This window comes from Eubacterium sp. MSJ-13, assembly GCF_018918235.1.
Classification (GTDB): Bacteria; Bacillota; Clostridia; order Lachnospirales; family Lachnospiraceae; genus Butyribacter.
The window spans coordinates 1-20,882 of the sequence record NZ_JAHLQE010000091.1 but is presented as its reverse complement, the minus strand read 5'-3'; the positions used below and the strand labels follow the sequence as shown (position 1 = coordinate 20,882).

Genomic DNA, 20,882 nt, shown 5'->3' with positions numbered 1-20,882 from the left:
TGCTATCGCAGCATATCAGAAGGGGCTTGTACCCCTCCTGATACAAGCAAGTCCCCACTCCCGCTTATTGCTCCACGCAATAGAAGTGGGGGACTTACTTGATAGTGTTAAATAATTAACTCAAAAAATCCGAGATAAAAATATATTTCGGATTTTTTGTTTTTATATAAACCTTTTAGTGGTTTATTACAACATATATAATGAAAGAGAAATTTGAGTTATCAAACATATATAGTACATTAGTTAGATTTTGTTTGAATGTGTGGGAAAAGGAGAATATGTTAAGTGGATAAGAAGGAGTTAAATAATTTTATATCAGAATATGGTACGGAGCTGTTAAGGTTTTGTAAGATCATAGCAAATAATGAATATGAAGCAGAAGAATTATATCAGGAAACTATGTTGAGAGTTGTGGAGCATTATAAAAAAATAAAACAGAGTGATAATGTAAAAGGCTGGGTTATATCGACAGCTTTAAATTTACATAAAAATATGAAAAGAAAATTTGCATGGCGAAAAAGGATAGCAAAGCAGGAAAGTTATGAACAAAACATTGAACATGGTTTGAGTTTAAATATAAGAAAAGAAAGTGTAATGTTGCCTGACAGTCCTGAAAACAAAGTGATAAAAAATGAAATGATACAGGCAATAAGGGATTATGTAAAAGAGCTGCCTGAAAAATACAAAATGCCAATATATTTATATTATACGGCAGATATGAAAATAAAAGAAATCGCACAGTTGTATGATTTATCCGAGAATACGGTCAAAAGCAGGTTGAGAAAAGCAAAACAGATAATTAAGGAAAAAGTAGAAAAGGAGTGGATTTAGATGAAACAAAAAATGACAGATGAACAGTTTGAAAGTTTATTATATTCTTCAATGACACCGGAAGTAAAAAAAACTGAGTTGAGATTTGTTAAAAAAGTAGGAATGAGGATATTATTTATGTATGGAATATTGACGCTCTCAGCAATATATATACTTGTGGGAGCAATTATATTTGGAAAAAGCTGTAAGTATATAGATATAAGTCTTTGGGGATTGGTTATAGATGCATTGTTCCATGAACATATAAGATTTTATATATCCTTTCTGCCTATCTATATAAGTATATTTTTAGGCATTATATTGATTATAAAACAATGTTTTAATATAAAGAATTTGAAAATAGGAAGAAAGTTTTTTGTTTTTGCATATATGCTGATGATATTTTTTCAAAATTTATTTATTGACAAAATTACACAGCTGGAAGTGTATATCCCTGAAATGTACACATACATTCATAATGTTTTAAAAACAGAACATCAGATAGTTTATTATATGGCAGATGGAGTACGAAGTTCGACAGGCTTTTTTCTGATACCCGTATATGTGATGTGGACGATTGCTTTTGTAACGCTTATTGTAGAGATATTTAGGGAAAAAATAAATTAGCACTCACCTCTTGACAGTGCTAACAATTAGTGCTATTATGTCTTGCAGATAAGGAAAACAAAGTTATTTGTTATTTATCTGTAGATTTTTATATATCGGGAAAAATAATCATTGAGCTGTTATTGTACGCATGACAGGTGCGAACAATAGCAGCAATCTCACAGAGAGGGGGAGATTATATGAACATCAGTAAATTTACTCAGAAATCACAGGAAGTAGTTCAGGGCTGTGAGAAGATTGCCATGGATTATGGTCATCAGGAGATGGGCGAGGAACATTTACTTGCATCTATGATGTCAGTTGATGAAAGCCTTATAAGCAAACTTATTGAGAAGATGGGGATAGAACCTGAAGTATTTCTGGCACAGATAGATGGACTCTTAAATAAGCGTCCGAAGGTAACAGGCGGTGACATGCGTATCGACCGTTATCTTAATGAAACACTTATATATGCAGAAGATGAAGCAAAGCGTATGGGAGACGAATATGTATCAGTTGAGCATTTGTTCCTTAGTCTTCTCGCACATCCGAGCAAAGAGGTAAAGGCACTTTTTAAACAGTGTCAGATAACGAGAGAGAGATTTCTTCAAGTGCTTTCGCAGGTCAGGGGAAACCAGCGTGTGACAAGTGATAATCCTGAAGCAACTTATGATACACTTGAAAAATATGGAACTGATCTTGTCGAGAGGGCAAAAGAGGGAAATATGGATCCTGTTATCGGCAGGGATAGTGAGATAAGAAATGTTATCCGTATACTTTCAAGAAAAAATAAAAACAATCCGGTACTTATCGGTGAACCGGGTGTAGGTAAAACGGCAGCAGTTGAAGGGCTTGCACAGCGTATCGTAAGAGGTGATGTGCCGGGCGAACTTAAAGATAAGAAGATATTTGCACTTGATATGGGAGCACTTGTTGCCGGTGCAAAATACAGAGGTGAATTTGAGGAAAGACTAAAGGCTGTTCTTGAGGAAGTAAAGAAGAGCGAGGGGCAGATAATCCTCTTTATCGATGAGCTGCACACGATAGTAGGTGCAGGAAAGACAGATGGTGCGATGGATGCAGGAAATATGCTTAAACCTATGCTTGCGAGAGGTGAACTCCATTGTATAGGTGCGACAACTCTTGACGAGTATCGTATGTATATCGAAAAAGATGCCGCACTTGAAAGGCGTTTCCAGCCTGTTATGGTAAGCGAGCCGACCGTTGAGGACACGATTTCAATACTTCGTGGATTGAAGGACAGATATGAGGTATATCATGGTGTAAAGATTACGGATGCCGCACTTGTTGCAGCGGCGACGCTCTCAAACAGATATATTTCAGACAGATTTCTTCCTGACAAGGCAATAGACCTTGTCGATGAGGCATGTGCGATGATAAAAACAGAGCTTGATTCACTTCCGGCAGAACTTGATGAAGTACAGCGTAAGATAATGCAGATGGAGATTGAGGAAGCTGCCCTTAAAAAAGAGACAGACCATATTTCAAAAGAAAGACTGGCAACACTCCAGAAGGAACTTGCAGAACTTAAAGACAGCTTTACGGCTCAGAAGTCAAAATGGGATCAGGAGAAAGCATCTGTTGATAAAGTAAATAAAGTTAAAGAACAGATTGATGCACTTCATACTGAGATGGATGCTGCAAAGAGAGAGTATAATCTTGAAAAACTTGCAGAACTTCAGTATGGCAGACTGCCTGAACTTGAAAAACAGCTTGAAGCAGAAGAAGCAAAGGTAAAGAAGGAAGACAGGACACTTGTACAGGAAAATGTGACAGATGATGAGATTGCAAAGATAGTATCAAGATGGACCGGTATTCCTATTACAAAGCTGAACGAGGGTGAGAGAGAAAAGACACTTCATCTTGAAGATGAACTTCACAAGAGAGTTATAGGTCAGGAGGAAGGTGTTAAGCTTGTATCAGAAGCAATCCTTCGTTCAAAGGCAGGTATCAAAGATCCTACAAAACCTATAGGTTCATTCCTTTTCCTCGGACCAACCGGTGTAGGTAAGACAGAACTTGCAAAAACACTTGCGGCAAGTCTTTTTGATGATGAAAACAATATGGTTCGTATCGACATGAGTGAATACATGGAGAAATATTCAGTGTCAAGACTTATCGGAGCACCTCCGGGATATGTAGGATATGAGGAGGGCGGCCAGCTTACTGAGGCAGTCCGCAGAAAGCCATATTCGGTAATACTGTTTGATGAGATAGAAAAAGCACATCCTGATGTATTCAATGTACTTTTACAGGTACTTGATGATGGTCGTGTGACTGATTCACAGGGAAGAACGGTAGACTTTAAGAATACTATCATCATTCTTACATCAAATATCGGATCGTCATATCTTCTTGATGGAATCGAGGAAGATGGAAGTATAAGTGATGAGGCTAGGGAACATGCAATGGCAGACTTAAGAGCAAGTTTCAGACCGGAGTTCCTTAACCGTCTTGACGAGATAGTAATGTTTAAGCCGCTTACAAAGGATAACATTCAGGGTATCATTTCAATACTTATGGAGGACTTAAATAAACGACTTGCAGATAAAGAGCTTAAAGTAGAGCTTACAGATGAGGCGGTGAAGTATATTGCAGATAATGCATATGAGCCTGCATTTGGTGCTAGACCACTTAAGCGTTTCTTGCAGAAAAATATTGAGACACTTCTTGCAAAAGAAATACTTGGTGATAAGGTTCATACAGGTGATGTGATATCTATAGGTGTAGAAGGCGACAATTTTGTAGTAAATGCTAAGTAAAAATGTGCATGTATAACGAAGTGGGCATGCATACTTTGAGGAGGCGGATTGATCCGCCTCCTATTTAAGTTATAGATGAATCTTTAATATTTCATTTCTTACTAAATTAAAAATATCTATACAAATGTTTTATTGTTTTAAATATCGCCATAGGGTCGTTCGACCAATACCAAGTTGTTCTGCTGCTTTAGAATGGTTTCCGTTACACTGATTTAGTGCAGAGAGTACAGCATCATGTATGATCTCCTGCAGGGGTTTATTGAAATCATTATCTGATCTTACAGGGGCAGTGATAGCATATTGCTTTTTTTCACGGTTAAGAATATCTTCTATAGTAGAAGCTTGAATGTAGCCGGATTGTGTATGTATTGCTGCATCGGAAAGAACCCTCTTGAGTTGTATATAATTATTTGGCCAGTCATATCTGCATAATAACGCAAGTGCATCTGGTTCGAATCCAGAGAGTTGTCTGGCAAGATCATTATTTAGTTTATCTAGATAAAGACTGGATGCCGAAGCCAGATCATCTGTAAGTTCGCGTAGAGGTGGCATATAAAGGGTTGTGCATGGAAGATAATCAATAAAATCTCTTGACGGATCACGATTTTCTCTTATAGAAAGTGAACAAGAAAGGATCAGTCGGTTTCTTTTGTGCAGATTTGTATCCAGAATAATAGAAAGAAGCTGCCTTGCTTTGGATTCGTCTAAAATCTGAATGTTGTTGATATAAATAGTATTATCATTGTCACAAAATGGAGAATTGATATGTTTAGTTAAAAAGGCCCAGTATCTTTCTGTAATAAGATTGCAATCAATAGAAATAAAAGGGTTGCTAGTCAGGTTGCTTTCAAGATACAATCGGTAGGCAATATGATCTTTCCCAGTGCCGCGTTCTCCAAGGATCATTACGGGCATATGACTGCTATTTAACTCCTGTATTTGGGATGAAAGTTGTATTGCAGAGGTTGTCAGGGCAAAAAAGCCTGTATAATAGTTACTTTTAACATCTTCATATTTATAATACTTTATGCCATATTTACTGCTCTGATTTGGTACAGGGCTAAGATCAAGAGAAAAGATATAATATGAATGCGTATCATCATAAGTACACTTTTGTGCGTGAATAGCAAATAATTTATCGTTTATCAGATGAAATTGTTTCGATATAGCTTCATGTATATCTTCTTTTGGGAGATTTTGCAAATATTGGCAGATAACTGAAAAATCTGTTTTGTGATAAGATGAAAAATATAACTGATTATTTTCATCAAGTATAAATGTATATGACGACATAAGCCCCATACTTTTTTCAAGTAAATGAACTTTTTCTTCAAAAGAAGAAAAAGTTTCATGTAGTTGAATAATGCGCATAAGTGCTTCTTTAATACTTTCTGTGCCACTTGTGATTGAAATTGACCGTATACCTTTTTCTGCTGCGAGTGAATTTGTTGCGGTATCACTGAATATAAGATAGATTTCGTTTTCTTTTAATATATCTAAAGTCGGTTCAATATCTTTTTCGCTGCTGATAGTATATGTTTTTATGGGATACTGAAGAAGGTTACATAAAAGCTTGACAGTGTCTATAATACTTTTAAATCCTACAAATGCAAAATTTTGTGTGTAATTTTCAGCAAGTTTTAAAGTATGTAGAATGTCATATTCTGAAAAAGAAATATCTATGACGGGAAGAGGTGTGATACATTGAATGCGTCTGGCTGTTTCACCTCTGGAAAGAATCGCATCATAATTTCCAGGAAGATGTTCATGAGCGATTTTTACACCATTCTCTAAATCACCAATATAAATATCTAATTGGAGATTTTCGAATTCTTTTGCTACTGTTTTTATTAGATTTGCGAGTCCTGTATAAGGGGCGATGACTAAAATGTGAATTATTTTATTTAACATGTAAATTCCTCCGAAGTGTTTAAATATAAAACAATAATAAATGTTAAATAAATAAAAGACAATAAAAAACAAAAAAATATTTATAAAGCTTCCATGAATGTTTCAAAATGAAACAAAAATAGAACAAAAATATTTGAGAGAAACTATTGGATTAAATAAAATAGCATTATAAGAAATAAGAACAGAAAAGAAGGTGAAGATAATGGTTGAATTGCTGATACTAACAGATGATTTTACCGGCGCATTAGATACAGGTGTTCAATTTTCAGAAAAAGGAATTCTGACACAGGTTGTAGTAAGTAAAGAATGGCCGGATATCAATACAGAATGTGAGGTTTTGGTTATTGATGCTGAAACAAGGCATGTTTCTCAGGAAAGTGCTTATAAGACAGTATATGAGATCTGTGAAGAGGCGCTCAAACAGAAAATTCCTTATGTTTATAAGAAAACAGATTCGGCACTGAGGGGAAATGCTGGATGTGAAATACAGGCAGTACAGGATGCATATATGGGGAGAAAAATGCTTTTTCTGCCAGCATTTCCTAAAATGAATAGAATCGTAAAAGAAGGAATTTTATATATTGATCAAATTCCAGTGACTAAAAGTGTTTTTGGACAAGATCCCTTTGAGCCTGTTCAATATGATGATATAGAAGAGATTTTAAAGAATACGGGATATCATGATAAGATTTTAAAAATATCGAAAAAACAATATCTTCTCGAACAAGAAAAAGCTGATCTTTTGCTGTTTGACACAGAAAATGAGAATGAATTACATCTTATTGCAAAGGAGATAAAAGAGAAATCTGAAACATCTGTATTTGCAGGATGTGCAGGATTTGCAGCACAACTTCCAGAAATGTTAAGCCTCAAAACAGGTAAAACACGAAAATATAAAACAAAATCTAATCTGATAATTGTTTGTGGAAGTGTAAATCCTATAACGAGAAGTCAACTCTCATATGCTGAAAAGAGAGGGATGAAAAAAATAAACTTAAAACCAGAAGAAAAATTGGAAAAGAGTTATTGGGACAGCGAAGAAGGAAAAGAAAAAATAGAACAGATAGTTAAAAACAAAGGTGATCATTTTATTATTGACGGTAATGACAAAGAAGGAAGTAATGATACAATTATGTATGTCAGGGCAAAGAAATATGACACTCAGGAAATGAGGGAACGTGTTTCACAGACCATGGGATATCTTACAAAAAGCTTGATTGATGATGGGATGGATGGAACATTTCTGATCACTGGAGGAGATACACTTTTAGGGTTTATGGATGCTATTGGATGTAAAGGGCTGGAACCAATAAAAGAAATCTGTCCCGGATGCGTTTTGGCAAGTTTAAAATATAAAAATCGTGATTTTTATATTATTACAAAATCAGGCGGATTTGGGCAGGAAAAATTGATTGAAGAATTGATAAATTTTCTTAAGGAGGAATAGAAAATGGAACAATATAGTTTAAAAATGCCACATACTGTATATGCTGGAAAAGGGGCTTTAGAGAATTTGAAGGATATACTTACCATGAATGCAACAAAAGTTGCTGTTTTTGCAGATCAGGGAATTATTAGTGAAGGTTTGTTGGAGAAACCGCTTCATTATATAGAAGAAGCTGGAATTCCTTATGAGATTATCAGTGATCTGACACCAGAACCTACATGTGATGAGGCTCAGAATGTAGTATCAGAATTCAACAACAAGAATTGTGACTTTATTGTTGCAGTTGGAGGTGGAAGTGTAATGGATACTGCAAAACTTTCTTCTATTCTTGCAACAGATGAATATCAGGTAAGAGACTTGCTTGATGATCCAAAACTTGCAAAGAAATGTGTGAAATCTCTGATGATTCCGACAACGGCAGGAACAGGAGCAGAAGCAACACCAAATGCAATTGTAGCAGTACCGGAAAAACAGCTAAAGGTGGGAATTGTAAATGATGAGATGATTCCTGATTATGTGTTGCTTGACGGAGAAATGATAAAAAATCTGCCGAGAAAAATTGCGGCTGCTACAGGAATAGATGCAATGGCACATGCGATTGAGTGTTTTACTTCAAATAAGGCAAATCCATTTTCAGATACATTTGCATTAAAAGCATTTGACCTTATTATCAATAATATTGAAGCGGCCTGTGATGATAAAAATGCAGATGATGCAAGAAATTCCATGCTGATAGCAGCATTTTATGCAGGAGTTGCGATTACAGCTTCTGGAACAACAGCAGTTCATGCTTTAAGCTATCCACTTGGTGGAAAATATCATATTCCACATGGTGTTTCAAATGCTATTATGCTTGCGCCAGTGATGAAGTTTAATGAGCCAGTAGTGCGTGAGAGATTTGCAATGGCGTATGACAGGGTTAATCATGAGGGCAATGCATCTCTTACAGTAGAAGAAAAATCTGCATGGGTACTTGAAAGAATGTGTGGTATCATCCGTCATCTGGATATTCCTACGAATCTTAAAGAATACGGAGTGTCCAAGGATGATCTGGATTTTCTTGTGGAAGCTGGAATGGATGTGCAGAGGTTATTGGTAAATAACATGAGAACTGTTACAGCAGATGATGCAAGAGAATTGTATCTTCAGATTTTATAAGGAGTGTATACTGAAATGAAAAATATTGAAATAAAAGGAATTATCCCACCGATAATTACACCTATGAATGACGATGAAAGTGTTAATGTTATAGAACTTAGAAATCAGGTAAATCGTTTGATCGATGGTGGAGTACATGCATTATTTCCATTTGGAACAAATGGAGAAGGATATATATTAAATGATCAGGAAAAAGAACAGGTTTTAAGGACCGTTATTGAAGAAACAAATGGAAGAGTGCCTGTATATGCTGGAAGCGGATGCATAAGTACCAAAGATACAATCAGAATGTCCAAAATGGCAGAAAGTCTGGGTGCAGATGTACTTTCAATCATAACTCCTTCTTTTGCAGCAGCTTCACAGAATGAGTTATATGAGCATTATAAGGCAGTGGCAAAGGCCGTACCTGATATGCCGATTGTTCTTTATAATATACCCGCAAGAACAGGAAATGCACTTGCACCTGCAACTGTAGGAAAACTGGCAGAGATAGATAATATTGTAGGGGCAAAGGACTCTTCAGGAAACTTTAATAACATTCTGGAGTATATTTCGAAAACAAAAGCGAGTGGAAACTTTAGTGTTTTATCAGGAAATGATGCATTGATCATCTGGAATCTGCTGGCAGGAGGAACAGGTGGAATTGCGGGATGTGCAAATCTGTATCCTAAAACAATGTCTTCGATTTATGAGTTGTTTGTGGAAGGAAAAATCGAGGAGGCAAAGAAAGCTAATGAGTCTATTGCTTCATTTAGAGCCTGCTTTAAATATGGAAATCCAAACACTATTGTAAAGACTGCGGTTAGCCTGATGGGATATCCAGTTGGAAAATGCCGTGCTCCATTTAATCAGGTACCGGAAGAAGGAATTGAAGCCATTAAAAAAGTATTAAAAGAAAATGCAGATAAGGGTATGCAGTAGGAGGTACAAAATGAAAAAAAGACCTATTCTTGGAATTACAATGGGGGATCCCGCAAGCATCGGACCTGAGATTACAGTAAAGGCGTTATCAGATCCGGAGATATATGAAAAATGTTTACCTTTGGTAGTAGGTGATACAGCTGTTATGGAAGAAGCAGTTAAAATTGTAGGTAAGGATATAAAAATCCATACAGTGCATAATGTACAGGAAGCATTTTTTACATATGGAACAATTGATGTATATGACATGAAGCTGGTTGATATGGACAAATTGGAACGTGGAGTTGTTTCGGCAATGGCAGGTCATGCAGCATTTGAATATGTTCGAAAAGTAATAGAATTAGCCATGAATCATGAAATTGATGCTACTGTTACCAATGCTTTAAATAAGGAAGCGATGAATCTTGCAGGTCATCATTATTCTGGACATACAGAGATTTATGCAGAATATACGGGAACAGAAAAATATACTATGATGCTTGCTCATGAAAATCTTAGAGTCGTTCATGTATCTACACATGTTTCTTTAAGAGAGGCCTGTGACAGAGTAAAAAAGGAACGGGTTCTGGAAGTGATACGAATTGCAGATCAGGCATGTAAAGAACTTGGAATTGAAAATCCAAAGATTGGAGTTGCAGGACTTAACCCACATAGTGGGGAGAATGGCATGTTTGGAAAAGAGGAAATTGAAGAAATCACACCTGCTATTTTACAGGCAAAAGCAGAAGGAATTCTGGCTGATGGACCAGTACCACCAGATACCGTATTTTCGAAGGCCAGAGGTGGGTGGTATGATATTGTTGTAGCGATGTATCATGATCAGGGACATATTCCACTTAAGGTAGTAGGATTTGTTTATAACCAGAAAGAACAAAAATGGGATGCAGTAGCAGGAGTGAATATAACACTTGGCTTACCGATCATACGCGCATCAGTAGATCATGGAACGGCATTTGATCAGGCGGGGAAAGGTGTAGCCAATGAACTTAGTCTGGTAAATGCAATGGATTATGCTATACGGATGGCAGGAAATAAGGCCAGATAAGGAAGGAGTATGCGATGGAGAAAGGTAAAAAAACTATTTTAAAAAATATAGAAGAAAATGCGATCGCAATAGGGATTATTATAATGTTTATTATGGAAACGGTGAATGTGGTCTGCAAATTTCTGTTTCCTACGTTTGTAGGAATACCTGAAGAAATTTCTATATTTGCTTATATATGGGTATGTTTTTTATGTGCAAGTTATTGTACAAAACGAGGTGCGAATATTATTGTTGATGCGCTAACTGCCAAATATCCAAAGAAATTACAGAATTTTCTTTTTTCTACACAGTATCTGCTTGATGCTGTATTGAGTATATTTTTTATTTACGGTGCGATTGTCTTTGATATAAAGACAAAGGCAGATGGAACAGTTGGAGTTACGGGAATTCCATTATGGATCATTTATCTGGCACCAACAGCAGGCTTTTTGCTGAATCTGTTTCGAGATATGCAGATGTTTTTAAAAACGCTGAAATCTACAGAGGAAGTATCGGTATCATAGAAAGGGGGAGATGTTAAAATGATAGGTGTAATATTTGGAGTATTTTTTGTTGTATTGCTTATCTTTGGATTTTCAATGGTATCAGCATATGGAGCAGCATTTATCATACCATCATTGATGGATGGAGGCTCCCTTTATGGAATGTCTGATATTGTGGGATGGCTTACCAGTGCAGCTGGTAAAACAACATATGTAGCAATCGCATTGTTTGTAGTATCTGGAAATATTATGTCACAGGGGCAGTTAACGGAGAAAATTTTCAATGTATTTCGATATTTTCTTGGAAGGTTTCGCTCATGTATACCGTTGGTAGCTGTTTTAACTGCAATTTTCTATGGAATGATCTCTGGATCAGGAATGGCGGTTGTTGCAGCAGTTGGAGCAATGGTGCTTCCAATACTTATAGAGTATGGTTATGATCGCTTGTTTTTTGCTTGCATGATTGCAGCTGCCGGATCTTTGGGACAGCTTATTCCACCAAGTTCTGCTATATTACAGTATTGTGCAATGGCTGGCACTGATGAAGGAAAAATGTTTAAGGTAGGTGCTGTCATTGGATTGACCTGTGCTGCTGCATTGATTTTGATTACATTACTACATTGCCGTAAAGATGTTGGAGACCAGAAAAAGATTTCAGAGTCGTATGAAGCACTTAGAAAAGAGGGGGCTGCAAAAGTTATAGGACATGGTATATGGGGACTTTTATCACCAGTTATCATACTTGGCGGAATTTTTTCGAATTTGCTTACTGTAGTAGAGGCAGCGGCTGTATCAGTCGTATATGCCTGTATCGTATCATTGTTTATATATAAATCGCTTGATCTAAAAGGAATATGGCTGGCAATCGTCGGATCAGTAAAGAATGTTGCTTCTGTAGCAATGATGTTAGCTTTTGCGGTAGCTTTTTCAAATCTTATGGATGTATTTAATGGAGGAGAGATCATTGGAGGAGCGATTACAAGTATTTTGTCATCTCCGACAGCATTTATTCTTGCAAGTATTGTAGTAATGTCTATTGGAATGATGTTTATGAATCCGATAGCTATTATCGTACCAATTGTGGCACCGATTGCGGCATCATTTGGAATTGATCCTATGGTTTATGGAGCTGGAATGGCAGGAATTGTTGCGATAGGATCACTTACTCCTCCGTTTGGTGTGAGTTTATATATTATGGCACCAATTGCGGGAGTTGAACCATTTAAGATTGCAAAAAAAATATTACCATTATGGGGTATAATGACATTGATCATTGCAATCTATATGCTTTTTCCACAATTGTCGATATGGGCATATAAATAAAATGAAGTATAACTGCGTGACACTGAATTGACAACAGACAATTATGTTCATAAAAGAAAGGAAACAAAAATGGAATTAAAACATATACAGAGACTAACTCCGGATGGGGAGATTTATATCAATGATGATATGGGAACACTGGAAGCAATGATTCCACCCGGAAAATATAATACTGCACATGCTCCGGCATTGTTGGAACTAGATAATGGAGATATGCTTTGTGCATGGTTTGCAGGTTCGTTTGAGGGAAGCAAAGATATAAGTGTTGTGTGTGCAAAATTAAAAAAAGGAGCAACTGCGTGGGAAAAACCTGTACAAGTGTCTTATGATACGGAACGCAGTGAACAAAATCCGTCTCTTTTTAAAGGTCCTGATGGAGCGGTATGGGCAATGTATACTGCTCAGTTAGATCGTATGGAAGGAAAAGATAATATGCAGTTTACTTCTATAATACGATGCCAGAAAAGTTATGATGGTGGTGATACATGGGGAGAGTCTTCTGTGATCTTTCCAGAGGAAGGAAGTTTTTGCCGTCAGCCTATACAGATTTTGTCAAATGGCAGATGGATTTTTGGAAACTGGATCTGCACTGATTCAGAGAATGGTTTAGAAGGAGATCCTACAGTATTTAGAATTTCTGATGATGAGGGAAAGACATGGAAAAAAGTAGATATGCCGGAAAGTAATGGTGCGGTTCATGCTAATATAGTTGAATTGGAAGAAGGACATCTTGTATGCTTTTTAAGGAGTCGTTTTGCAGATAATATTTATGTAAGTAATTCAGAGGACTGGGGAGATACATGGACAAAACCTGTACCTACAATTCTTCCGAATAATAATTCCAGTATAAGTGCTGTACGACTTGCCAGTGGAAGAATTGCAATTGCTTATAATCCAACGCATGCACCTGATCCAAAATATGGAAAAGTTGCATGGCCGGGACTGAGATGTCCGGTAGCGGTTGCATTATCTGAGGATAAGGGAAAAACTTGGCCGATAATCCGTTTGATGGAAAGAGGCGAAGGATTTTGCGGAGAAGAAAATACAACAAATAATAAACAATATGAATATCCGTATTTAATGCAGGGAAAAGATGGAAGATTACATCTTGCGTTTGCCTATAAAAATAGAATTGGCATTAAATATATGTGCTTTACAGAAGAAGATGTATTAGGAAGTAAAAGAGAAAAAGCAGGATTTTATAATCCTACTTCCGCACAGATAAAGTAGGAGTTTGCCATGATAATAGACAATGTAAAAAATATAAATATGTATGAAGTTGTTGTACCGGGAATTTCTGAAGCAATCATAAAAATTCGTAGTATTGAGAAATTAGAAGATGGATTATATGAGTTAGAAAATGGATATTTCATGGTTCAGAGTGGAGAAACAAAATCTATTTATGAAGGAACATTTGAATCGCATAGAAAGTATATAGATGTACAGATCTTACTGGAGGGATGTGAAGAATTAGCATGGAATGATATTAGAGAACTTCGCGAAGTAGTTCCATATGATAAAGCAAAAGATGCTGTCAGATGGGATGGTGAAAAAGAACATCATATATTGATTTCTGAGGGAATGTTTTATATTATGTTTCCAAATGATGGACATAAAGCGATATCTCATATGGATAAGGCGTATACATATAGGAAAATTGTATTGAAGCTTCCGATTAAGTTATAGTTAAGATAAAACAAAGGCATCTGTGCCGATTGGCACAGGTGTCTTTGTTTGCGTATTGAAATATTTTTTGTTTCATAGGAAAGTGTTGCAAAAAAGAAACTTTTTTCTGAGTTATTACAATATACAGGTGTAAGGGTTCTACCCGAGACGTCAAAGGAAGAGAGAGGAACGACAGAAGTGACAAAACAGGAATTTGAACAGTTTGCATCTAAAGATGGAAAAGACATTCTCCGATTTTGCAGGATGACTACAGGTGGGACTGCACAGGGGGATGACCTTTATCAGGATACAATGTTAAAACTGTGGGAGCAGACAGAAAAATTAGATAATAAGGATTCACTAAAAAGTTATGCACTTTCTGTTGCGATACTTATATGGAAAAATAAACGAAGAAAATTTGCCTGGCGCCATAGAATAGTGGCATTTGAAAGCTATGAAAAACATTTAGAAAGTGGTGGAGTAGAATGTATCAGAGAAGAGGCAGAAGAACCGGAGCAGCAGTTCTTACGCAAAGAAACAGATGAGATAATAAGGCAGAAGGTGCAAAAACTGCCGGATAAATACCGGGTTGTTATTTATCTGTATTATTCTGCGGAACTTAAAATTAAAGAAATTGCTAAATGTCTTCATATTACGGAGAGTGCCGTAAAGAGCAGGATGCGCAAGGCAAAAAACATGTTAAAAAAAGATTTGGAGGATATTCACTATGAAGGATAAGGAATTGGACCAAATGTTAAAAAAAGCCCTTACTCAGGATATTAGAGATGATGAAACAAAAATCAAATTTGAAATGGGGGATTATTCAATGAAAAAACGAAAAACTTATATTAAACCGGCAGTGGCATTGGTGGCATGTGCTGCTTTGGTAGTAGGGATTGCCTATGGGGATGTGCCGGGAAAAATTATGAATAATAATACTGTATCGACAAATTCAGGTACATCTGCACCGGGGAAAAAAGAAAGTGTGGTAAACAGCTTTGCAGTTAAGGTAAAAGCAGCAGAAGTGCAGAAACTGGAAAAAGGAAAAGAGACACCTGTCATTTCTGAGAAAGACAGTGACGGAGCGGTCTGGGACGGTGACGAGAAAACAAAAGAAATAGATTATTTGATTTCGTGTCCGATAATTATTGAAGGCGACCAGATTGATACAATAACATATTCTGTAAACCATGGAGGTTTTCGTGTTGCAGAGCCTGAGAAAAATTCATATGTGTTAAATGGAGATAAGTGTAATGATGATGAAGACAAAATCGGTGATTTTGAAGTGAAATCTAAGGTTAAAATGGTAAATAATTGCTACTCTACATTTACGATTGCTGCAAAGTCCCAGCAGAAAGCTGTTATATATTTGTATGATTATAAGAAAGTGTCTAAAAATGTGTATGAAAAACTGTGGAATACGGATTTAGATGAGGACAAAGGTCTGGCGAAGTTTGTTGAAGGCAGAAATGCGGCATTTGATAATCTGACTGTGACTTGCAAAATCACATATAAAGATGGTACGTCTGAAAATGTGGATATTGCCGTAAAAGAAAAGATAATGACATATAAAGAGGCATATCATGGAAAAGGTGATAAAAAAATCAAAATGCTTTCAGATGAGAAAAGTTACTTTACAACTTTTGAATTGAAGTAGTAAAAAATATATGCGGACCTTGATGCACAGGGAAGTGTATACTATCCCTTGTGCATTGATATAAAAGCAGCATGTTCGCGTTCAAGTTCAAGCATAAGTCTTTTGACAGTCCATTTTGAATTTGTCGGAGTGAGTATAGCTTTATAGTCAACTGAAATCTTAGACTGACGCAGTTTAAAAAGGATCTTATCAAACTTTTTTTCAGGAACATCACAGAAAACTATGAGGCTTTCCTTAAAAGCAGAGGCATCTGCACCGATTGGTGCAGGTGTCTCTTTTTGCTTTGATAAAGCGAGAGTGCCAAGTGTTTTGTCAAAATTGGCAGGTGTAATTGTCTCAACCTGAATGTTCATGGGTGAAACAAAGCGGCGGATATTGTTTGTGTCGGTTATATTTATAAGAAGTAATTTTGGCATGGTGTTGTGTCCTTTCTTAGAGTGAAATCTGCACCAAATAATACGGATTTTTAATAAATCGTTATTATAGTATATTGGATAATTGAATGAAAATCAAGCGGCTGTATATTGTGTTGTATAAAGCATAAAAATAAAATTCATGGTAACACTCTTAGTATATAACAAATATTATGCAAAAAATATGTAAGTGTAAATATAAGTAAAAGAAGGACTGCAAGACATGAAAAAGAACAAACTGCATCATATTGGAGTGATACCGGATGGAAATCGCAGATGGTCTGTGGCACATGGTTTTTCAAAAGAAAAGGGATACAGATATGGGCTTGAACCGGGATTAAGGCTTTTAAGGCTTGCGAAAGAGTATGGCATAGGTGAGATTACATTTTATGGTTTTACTGTCGATAACTGCAAGAGACCTCATGAACAGTTTGAGGCTTTCAGGGATGCGTGTGTGGAAGCCGTAAATATAATGTCATGTGAGGGGATAGAGCTTCTTGTTATGGGGAATACGGATTCTAAATGCTTTCCTGAGGAATTAAAAAAATATACGGTAAGGACATCTGTAAATGGTGGAGGGATAAAAGTAAATCTTCTTGTAAATTATGGGTGGAAATGGGATCTTTCGCGTTTGAAAACCGATGGTGAGCCGTATTCATCTGATATATCGAGAATCGATATGATAATAAGATGGGGCGGAATGAGGCGTTTATCAGGATTTCTTCCTATTCAGTCGGTCTATTCTGATTTTTATGTTGAGGAAAAACTGTGGCCGGATTACGAGGATAAAGATTTTTATAAGGCTGTGGAATGGTATAAAAAGCAGGATGTGACATATGGCGGATGAAAATTTAAGAATTTATATAAATGTAAAAAATTAACCGTTTATTCATTATTTTTCAGGTTTTCTGTGGTATAATCGACGAGGTCGTTTTTGCAGATCTATGACTGTACGGTAGATCTGTATTTATGTGCGTCGTACAGAGATTGGAAAATAAAGATGAATTTTGAAGAATTATGTTTGGATACGCGTATATTAAGAGCAGTAACGGAGATGGGATTTGAGCAGGCGAGTCCTATTCAGGCACAGGCTATACCGGTTGCCATTGAAGGAAAGGATATGATAGGACAGGCTCAGACAGGAACGGGAAAAACAGCAGCGTTTGGAATACCGCTTTTGCAGAGGGTTGATCCTCACAATAAGAAATTACAGGCAGTTGTGCTTTGTCCGACAAGAGAGCTTGCAATACAGTGTGCAAATGAGATGCGCAAATTTGCCAAATTTATGCATGGTATAAAGGTGCTTCCAATATATGGAGGACAGGATATCACAAAGCAGATTCGTTCACTTAAAGGCGGAACACAGGTTGTTATTGGAACGCCGGGACGAGTTATTGACCATATAAGAAGACATACATTAAAGATGGCTACAGTTGGAACGATAGTTCTTGATGAAGCTGACGAGATGTTGAACATGGGATTCAGGGAGGATATCGAGACAGTACTTCAGGCACTTCCTGAGCAACACCAGACACTTCTTTTCTCAGCAACGATGCCAAAACCTATTATGGAGATAGCAAAGACATATCTTAAAGAGCCTGAGGTTATAAAGGTCGTAAAGAAGGAGCTTACAGTTCCTAAGATAGAGCAGTATTATTATGAAGTAAATCCGAGAAAGAAAGCGGAGGTGCTTTCAAGGCTTCTTGATATGTATGATCCTGAACTTTCGCTTGTATTCTGTAATACAAAGAGAAAAGTTGATGAGCTTGTGGAGGACTTAAAAGGACGCGGATATTTTGCGGCAGGGCTTCATGGTGACCTTAAACAGAGCCAGCGTGACAGGGTTATGAACGGTTTCAGAAATGGAAGAACAGATATACTTGTCGCAACAGATGTGGCTGCAAGAGGAATAGATGTAGATGATGTTGAAGCAGTGTTTAATTATGATGTACCGCAGGACGATGAATATTATGTACACCGTATTGGAAGAACAGGTCGTGCAGGAAGGACAGGCCGCGCATTTACGCTTGTTGTCGGAAAAGAGATATATAAACTTAAAGATATTCAGAGATACTGTAAGACAAAGATAAAACGACAGCCGATACCGTCTGTAAATGATATTACGGATATAAAAGTAGAAAAGGTGCTTGAAAAGATAAGTGGAATAATCGAGCAGGACAACCTTGGAAAGATGATAGATATTCTTGAGGAGCATCTTGATGACAGTGATTATTCTGCAATCGAGGTGGCAGCAGCACTTCTCTCTATGGAGATGGGAGATGCAGTGCTTGACAACAATTCAGGTGAGGAATTTGGAGACACCGGAGCAGAGCCGGGAATGGTACGCCTTTTTGTAAATATAGGAAAGAAAGACCGCGTGAGGATAGGCGATATCTTAGGTGCTATCGCAGGTGAGTCGGGTATGCAGGGAAATCTTGTCGGGGCAATAGATATGTATGATAAATATACATTTGTCGAAGTGCCGAGGGAGTATGCATCTGATGTTATCGAAGCTATGAAACATGCGAAGATAAAAGGTAAGAATGTAAATGTAGAGCCTGCAAATAAGAAATAATTAACTGGGCTGAAAGTGAAGGTTGTTTTTTGGCTGAAAGTTAAAAATGTATGTGTAGAAACAGCCGGAAGATAGAAATTCATATATCTGATTAAAAAGTATATTAAAGAAACAGAATAGTATGCCGATATATTTATCAGCAAGGGAATGCGTCATAGTACATGTTTTGTGTATTGTGGCGCATATTTTTTGCAATAAAACATAGGTGATTGCAAAGCTAATTACATATTGTGTGTTTGATAAGTTTAGATAGCTTCGCAAATACCTATCAATATAACAAGAAAAGAGAGGATAGTGTGAAAAATAAAATTTTTTACACACAAGATTTGTGTCTGTGCACACTTGACATAATCTTGATATGCACAAAAAATGTGTGCGGAAAAGAGGGTTAAAATGATAGGAGTAGAAAATTTGTTTATTGAAAAAAATGGTATGCTGAATGTTTCGACTGCATCGCAGACAGAGCCGGATAAAAGTATGGATGAAAAGGAGTGGAAGGACTATCTTGCTAAAGTAGATAGTGTTCTGGATGCTTATAAGCAGATTGCTGTTGAGGACGGTAAGGAAAATCTTGAGAGGGCAGATAAGGAGAGAGAAGAAAACAGGTCGATGTGGCTTGATGATATATCAAAACTTATGCAGATGGGACAGACCTTTACAGCAGAAAAGCTGAACAGTGAAAGTATACAGGAGAGGCAGCAGGAACAGGAATTATTAACAAACAATAAAAATGAATATTTTGTGCTTGGAGATGGCAGCAGTATTGTTTATAATGGTGTATGTTTTATGTGCAACGAGCAGGATAATTCAATATGTCTCGGTGATATGAGTGATCCATCAAGGGTAATTACGATTCCGTTATCAGGAGGAGGAACACTTAAAGTAAATCGTGGCAATATAGGTGACCTTGGCAGGGCAATCGGTATGTTTTCACCTGAGGATATAGGAAATATACTTCGTGCGATAGAACAGGACAGAAAGGTTCAGGAAACGAAGATGGAGATTGAGGATAATAAGGATAAAGAAGTGACTAAACAGGTTGATGAGTTAAATGATGATGTAGATAATTCAGATAAAGATAAATTAAGAGGAACTAAGTAAACACTGTGTTAGTTGCACAAATGATAACATCATTATAACATTATAATAAGTACAAAGGAGAGTAAAGCATGTCGCTGTATGTAATAGGGGATTTACATCTGGGCTTTCAGTCAGACAAATCAATGGAAGTGTTTGGCGATGAGTGGAAAGACCACGCTGAGAAGATAAAAAGAAACTGGTGCGATATCGTGAAAGAAAATGACACCGTTGTGGTGACAGGTGACCATTCGTGGGGCAGAAAACTTGATGACAGCATGAAAGACCTTGAGTTTATCGCAGCACTTTCCGGAAGAAAGATACTTCTTCGTGGAAATCACGACAGGTTTTGGAACAAAATAAATAAAACTAACAGTTTGAATGAACTTTTTGCAGGCAGACTTTTATTTCTTCAGGATAATTTCTATGAATATAAGGATGACATGAATGGAAAAAAGTATGCACTTATAGGTTCAAAAGGTTTTTCCACAGATGAGTACTGTTTTCTCGCAGAGGATAAAATAGAAAAAAGATTTAAGAATGAGAAAAACAGATTGATAAAGTCATATGAATCTGCAAAAGAAGCCGGTTATGATGATTTTATCATGTTTCTCCATTACCCTCCGACAAACAAATATGAGAAAGAGGGCGTATTTACGGAGCTGGCACAGGAGTTTGGCGTAAAGCAGGTGGTTTATTCACATCTTCATGGAAAAGAAAGATTTGATTATAGTATAATGGGTGAACATAATGGAGTAGATTATACGCTCGTTTCATCGGATTATCTTGATTTTGTACCGAAATTGATAAGATAATTCGATGCAAAGGAGTTTATATAATTGAAATTTGTAAGGGGCTGTCGCACGAGGCACTATTCATACAATATGTAGATAATAAATCTGTTATTAAAATCTACATAATTGTATAGATTATGCTTAATGCGACAGCCCCTTTTTAACACTATCAAGTAAGTCCCCCACTTCTATTGCGTAGAGCAATAAGTGGGGGT

General features: G+C 36.7%; 19 protein-coding genes. 17 read left to right on the top strand and 2 right to left on the bottom strand.

What is annotated here, in order from left to right:
• Positions 1–285 precede the first annotated feature (285 nt).
• The 3 genes from KQI69_RS05505 to clpB all read left to right on the top strand — a co-directional run bounded on the left by KQI69_RS05505 (position 286) and on the right by clpB (position 4,199).
• Positions 286–831, top strand: a complete 546-nt coding sequence (locus KQI69_RS05505) for an RNA polymerase sigma factor (RefSeq protein ID WP_216564345.1) — start codon at positions 286–288, stop codon at positions 829–831.
• Positions 832–1,437: a hypothetical protein gene (locus KQI69_RS05500; RefSeq protein WP_216564344.1), complete on the top strand. Its 606-nt coding sequence runs from the start codon at positions 832–834 to the stop codon at positions 1,435–1,437. It begins immediately after the preceding gene.
• A 179-nt stretch (positions 1,438–1,616) separates the two neighbouring features.
• A complete protein-coding gene (gene clpB / locus KQI69_RS05495; RefSeq protein WP_216564343.1) occupies positions 1,617–4,199 on the top strand; it encodes an ATP-dependent chaperone ClpB in 2,583 nt (860 codons plus the stop codon).
• Between the two features lie 129 nt (positions 4,200–4,328).
• Here clpB and KQI69_RS05490 read toward each other — a convergent pair whose 3' ends face one another.
• Positions 4,329–6,110 (bottom strand): sigma-54-dependent transcriptional regulator, encoded by a 1,782-nt coding sequence (locus KQI69_RS05490; RefSeq protein ID WP_216564342.1) that lies wholly within the window; start codon positions 6,108–6,110, stop codon positions 4,329–4,331.
• Between the two features lie 202 nt (positions 6,111–6,312).
• Here KQI69_RS05490 and KQI69_RS05485 point away from each other — a divergent pair, with 202 nt between their 5' ends.
• From KQI69_RS05485 to KQI69_RS05440, 10 genes are all read left to right on the top strand, one after another.
• The gene (locus KQI69_RS05485) at positions 6,313–7,557 is read left to right on the top strand and encodes a four-carbon acid sugar kinase family protein (protein WP_216564341.1); all 1,245 of its coding nucleotides are present in this window, start codon (positions 6,313–6,315) and stop codon (positions 7,555–7,557) included.
• 3 nt (positions 7,558–7,560) lie between these two features.
• A complete protein-coding gene (locus tag KQI69_RS05480) occupies positions 7,561–8,715 on the top strand; it encodes an iron-containing alcohol dehydrogenase (protein WP_216564340.1) in 1,155 nt (384 codons plus the stop codon).
• 15 nt (positions 8,716–8,730) lie between these two features.
• Positions 8,731–9,636, top strand: a complete 906-nt coding sequence (dapA, locus tag KQI69_RS05475; protein ID WP_216564339.1) for a 4-hydroxy-tetrahydrodipicolinate synthase — start codon at positions 8,731–8,733, stop codon at positions 9,634–9,636.
• Between the two features lie 10 nt (positions 9,637–9,646).
• Positions 9,647–10,681 (top strand): 4-hydroxythreonine-4-phosphate dehydrogenase PdxA, encoded by a 1,035-nt coding sequence (gene pdxA / locus KQI69_RS05470; RefSeq protein ID WP_371818743.1) that lies wholly within the window; start codon positions 9,647–9,649, stop codon positions 10,679–10,681.
• Between the two features lie 14 nt (positions 10,682–10,695).
• The gene (locus KQI69_RS05465; RefSeq protein WP_216564338.1) at positions 10,696–11,184 is read left to right on the top strand and encodes a TRAP transporter small permease; all 489 of its coding nucleotides are present in this window, start codon (positions 10,696–10,698) and stop codon (positions 11,182–11,184) included.
• An 18-nt stretch (positions 11,185–11,202) separates the two neighbouring features.
• Positions 11,203–12,486, top strand: coding sequence for a TRAP transporter large permease subunit (locus KQI69_RS05460; protein WP_216564337.1), 1,284 nt, complete (start codon positions 11,203–11,205; stop codon positions 12,484–12,486).
• 69 nt (positions 12,487–12,555) lie between these two features.
• A complete protein-coding gene (locus KQI69_RS05455; RefSeq protein WP_216564336.1) occupies positions 12,556–13,716 on the top strand; it encodes an exo-alpha-sialidase in 1,161 nt (386 codons plus the stop codon).
• A 9-nt stretch (positions 13,717–13,725) separates the two neighbouring features.
• Complete coding sequence (locus KQI69_RS05450; RefSeq protein WP_216564335.1) at positions 13,726–14,172, top strand: YhcH/YjgK/YiaL family protein; 447 nt, start codon at positions 13,726–13,728, stop codon at positions 14,170–14,172.
• Between the two features lie 177 nt (positions 14,173–14,349).
• Entirely contained in the window at positions 14,350–14,889 is a 540-nt protein-coding gene (locus tag KQI69_RS05445) for a sigma-70 family RNA polymerase sigma factor (RefSeq protein ID WP_216564334.1), read from the top strand.
• Positions 14,879–15,808, top strand: a complete 930-nt coding sequence (locus KQI69_RS05440) for a hypothetical protein (RefSeq protein WP_216564333.1) — start codon at positions 14,879–14,881, stop codon at positions 15,806–15,808. The genes KQI69_RS05445 and KQI69_RS05440 overlap by 11 nt, the downstream gene beginning before the upstream one ends.
• A gap of 41 nt (positions 15,809–15,849) precedes the next feature.
• Here KQI69_RS05440 and KQI69_RS05435 read toward each other — a convergent pair whose 3' ends face one another.
• Positions 15,850–16,224 carry a DUF3783 domain-containing protein gene (locus KQI69_RS05435; protein ID WP_216564332.1) on the bottom strand — a complete coding sequence of 125 codons (375 nt, stop codon included), beginning with the start codon at positions 16,222–16,224 and terminating at the stop codon, positions 15,850–15,852.
• Positions 16,225–16,444: 220 nt separating this feature from the next.
• Here KQI69_RS05435 and KQI69_RS05430 point away from each other — a divergent pair, with 220 nt between their 5' ends.
• The 4 genes from KQI69_RS05430 (at position 16,445) to KQI69_RS05415 (ending at position 20,688) form a co-directional block, all read left to right on the top strand.
• Positions 16,445–17,068, top strand: coding sequence for an undecaprenyl diphosphate synthase family protein (locus KQI69_RS05430; protein ID WP_216564331.1), 624 nt, complete (start codon positions 16,445–16,447; stop codon positions 17,066–17,068).
• 153 nt (positions 17,069–17,221) lie between these two features.
• Complete coding sequence (locus KQI69_RS05425; RefSeq protein WP_216564346.1) at positions 17,222–18,796, top strand: DEAD/DEAH box helicase; 1,575 nt, start codon at positions 17,222–17,224, stop codon at positions 18,794–18,796.
• 393 nt (positions 18,797–19,189) lie between these two features.
• Positions 19,190–19,897: a hypothetical protein gene (locus KQI69_RS05420; protein ID WP_216564330.1), complete on the top strand. Its 708-nt coding sequence runs from the start codon at positions 19,190–19,192 to the stop codon at positions 19,895–19,897.
• A 68-nt stretch (positions 19,898–19,965) separates the two neighbouring features.
• Entirely contained in the window at positions 19,966–20,688 is a 723-nt protein-coding gene (locus KQI69_RS05415) for a metallophosphoesterase (RefSeq protein ID WP_216564329.1), read from the top strand.
• Positions 20,689–20,882 lie beyond the last annotated feature (194 nt).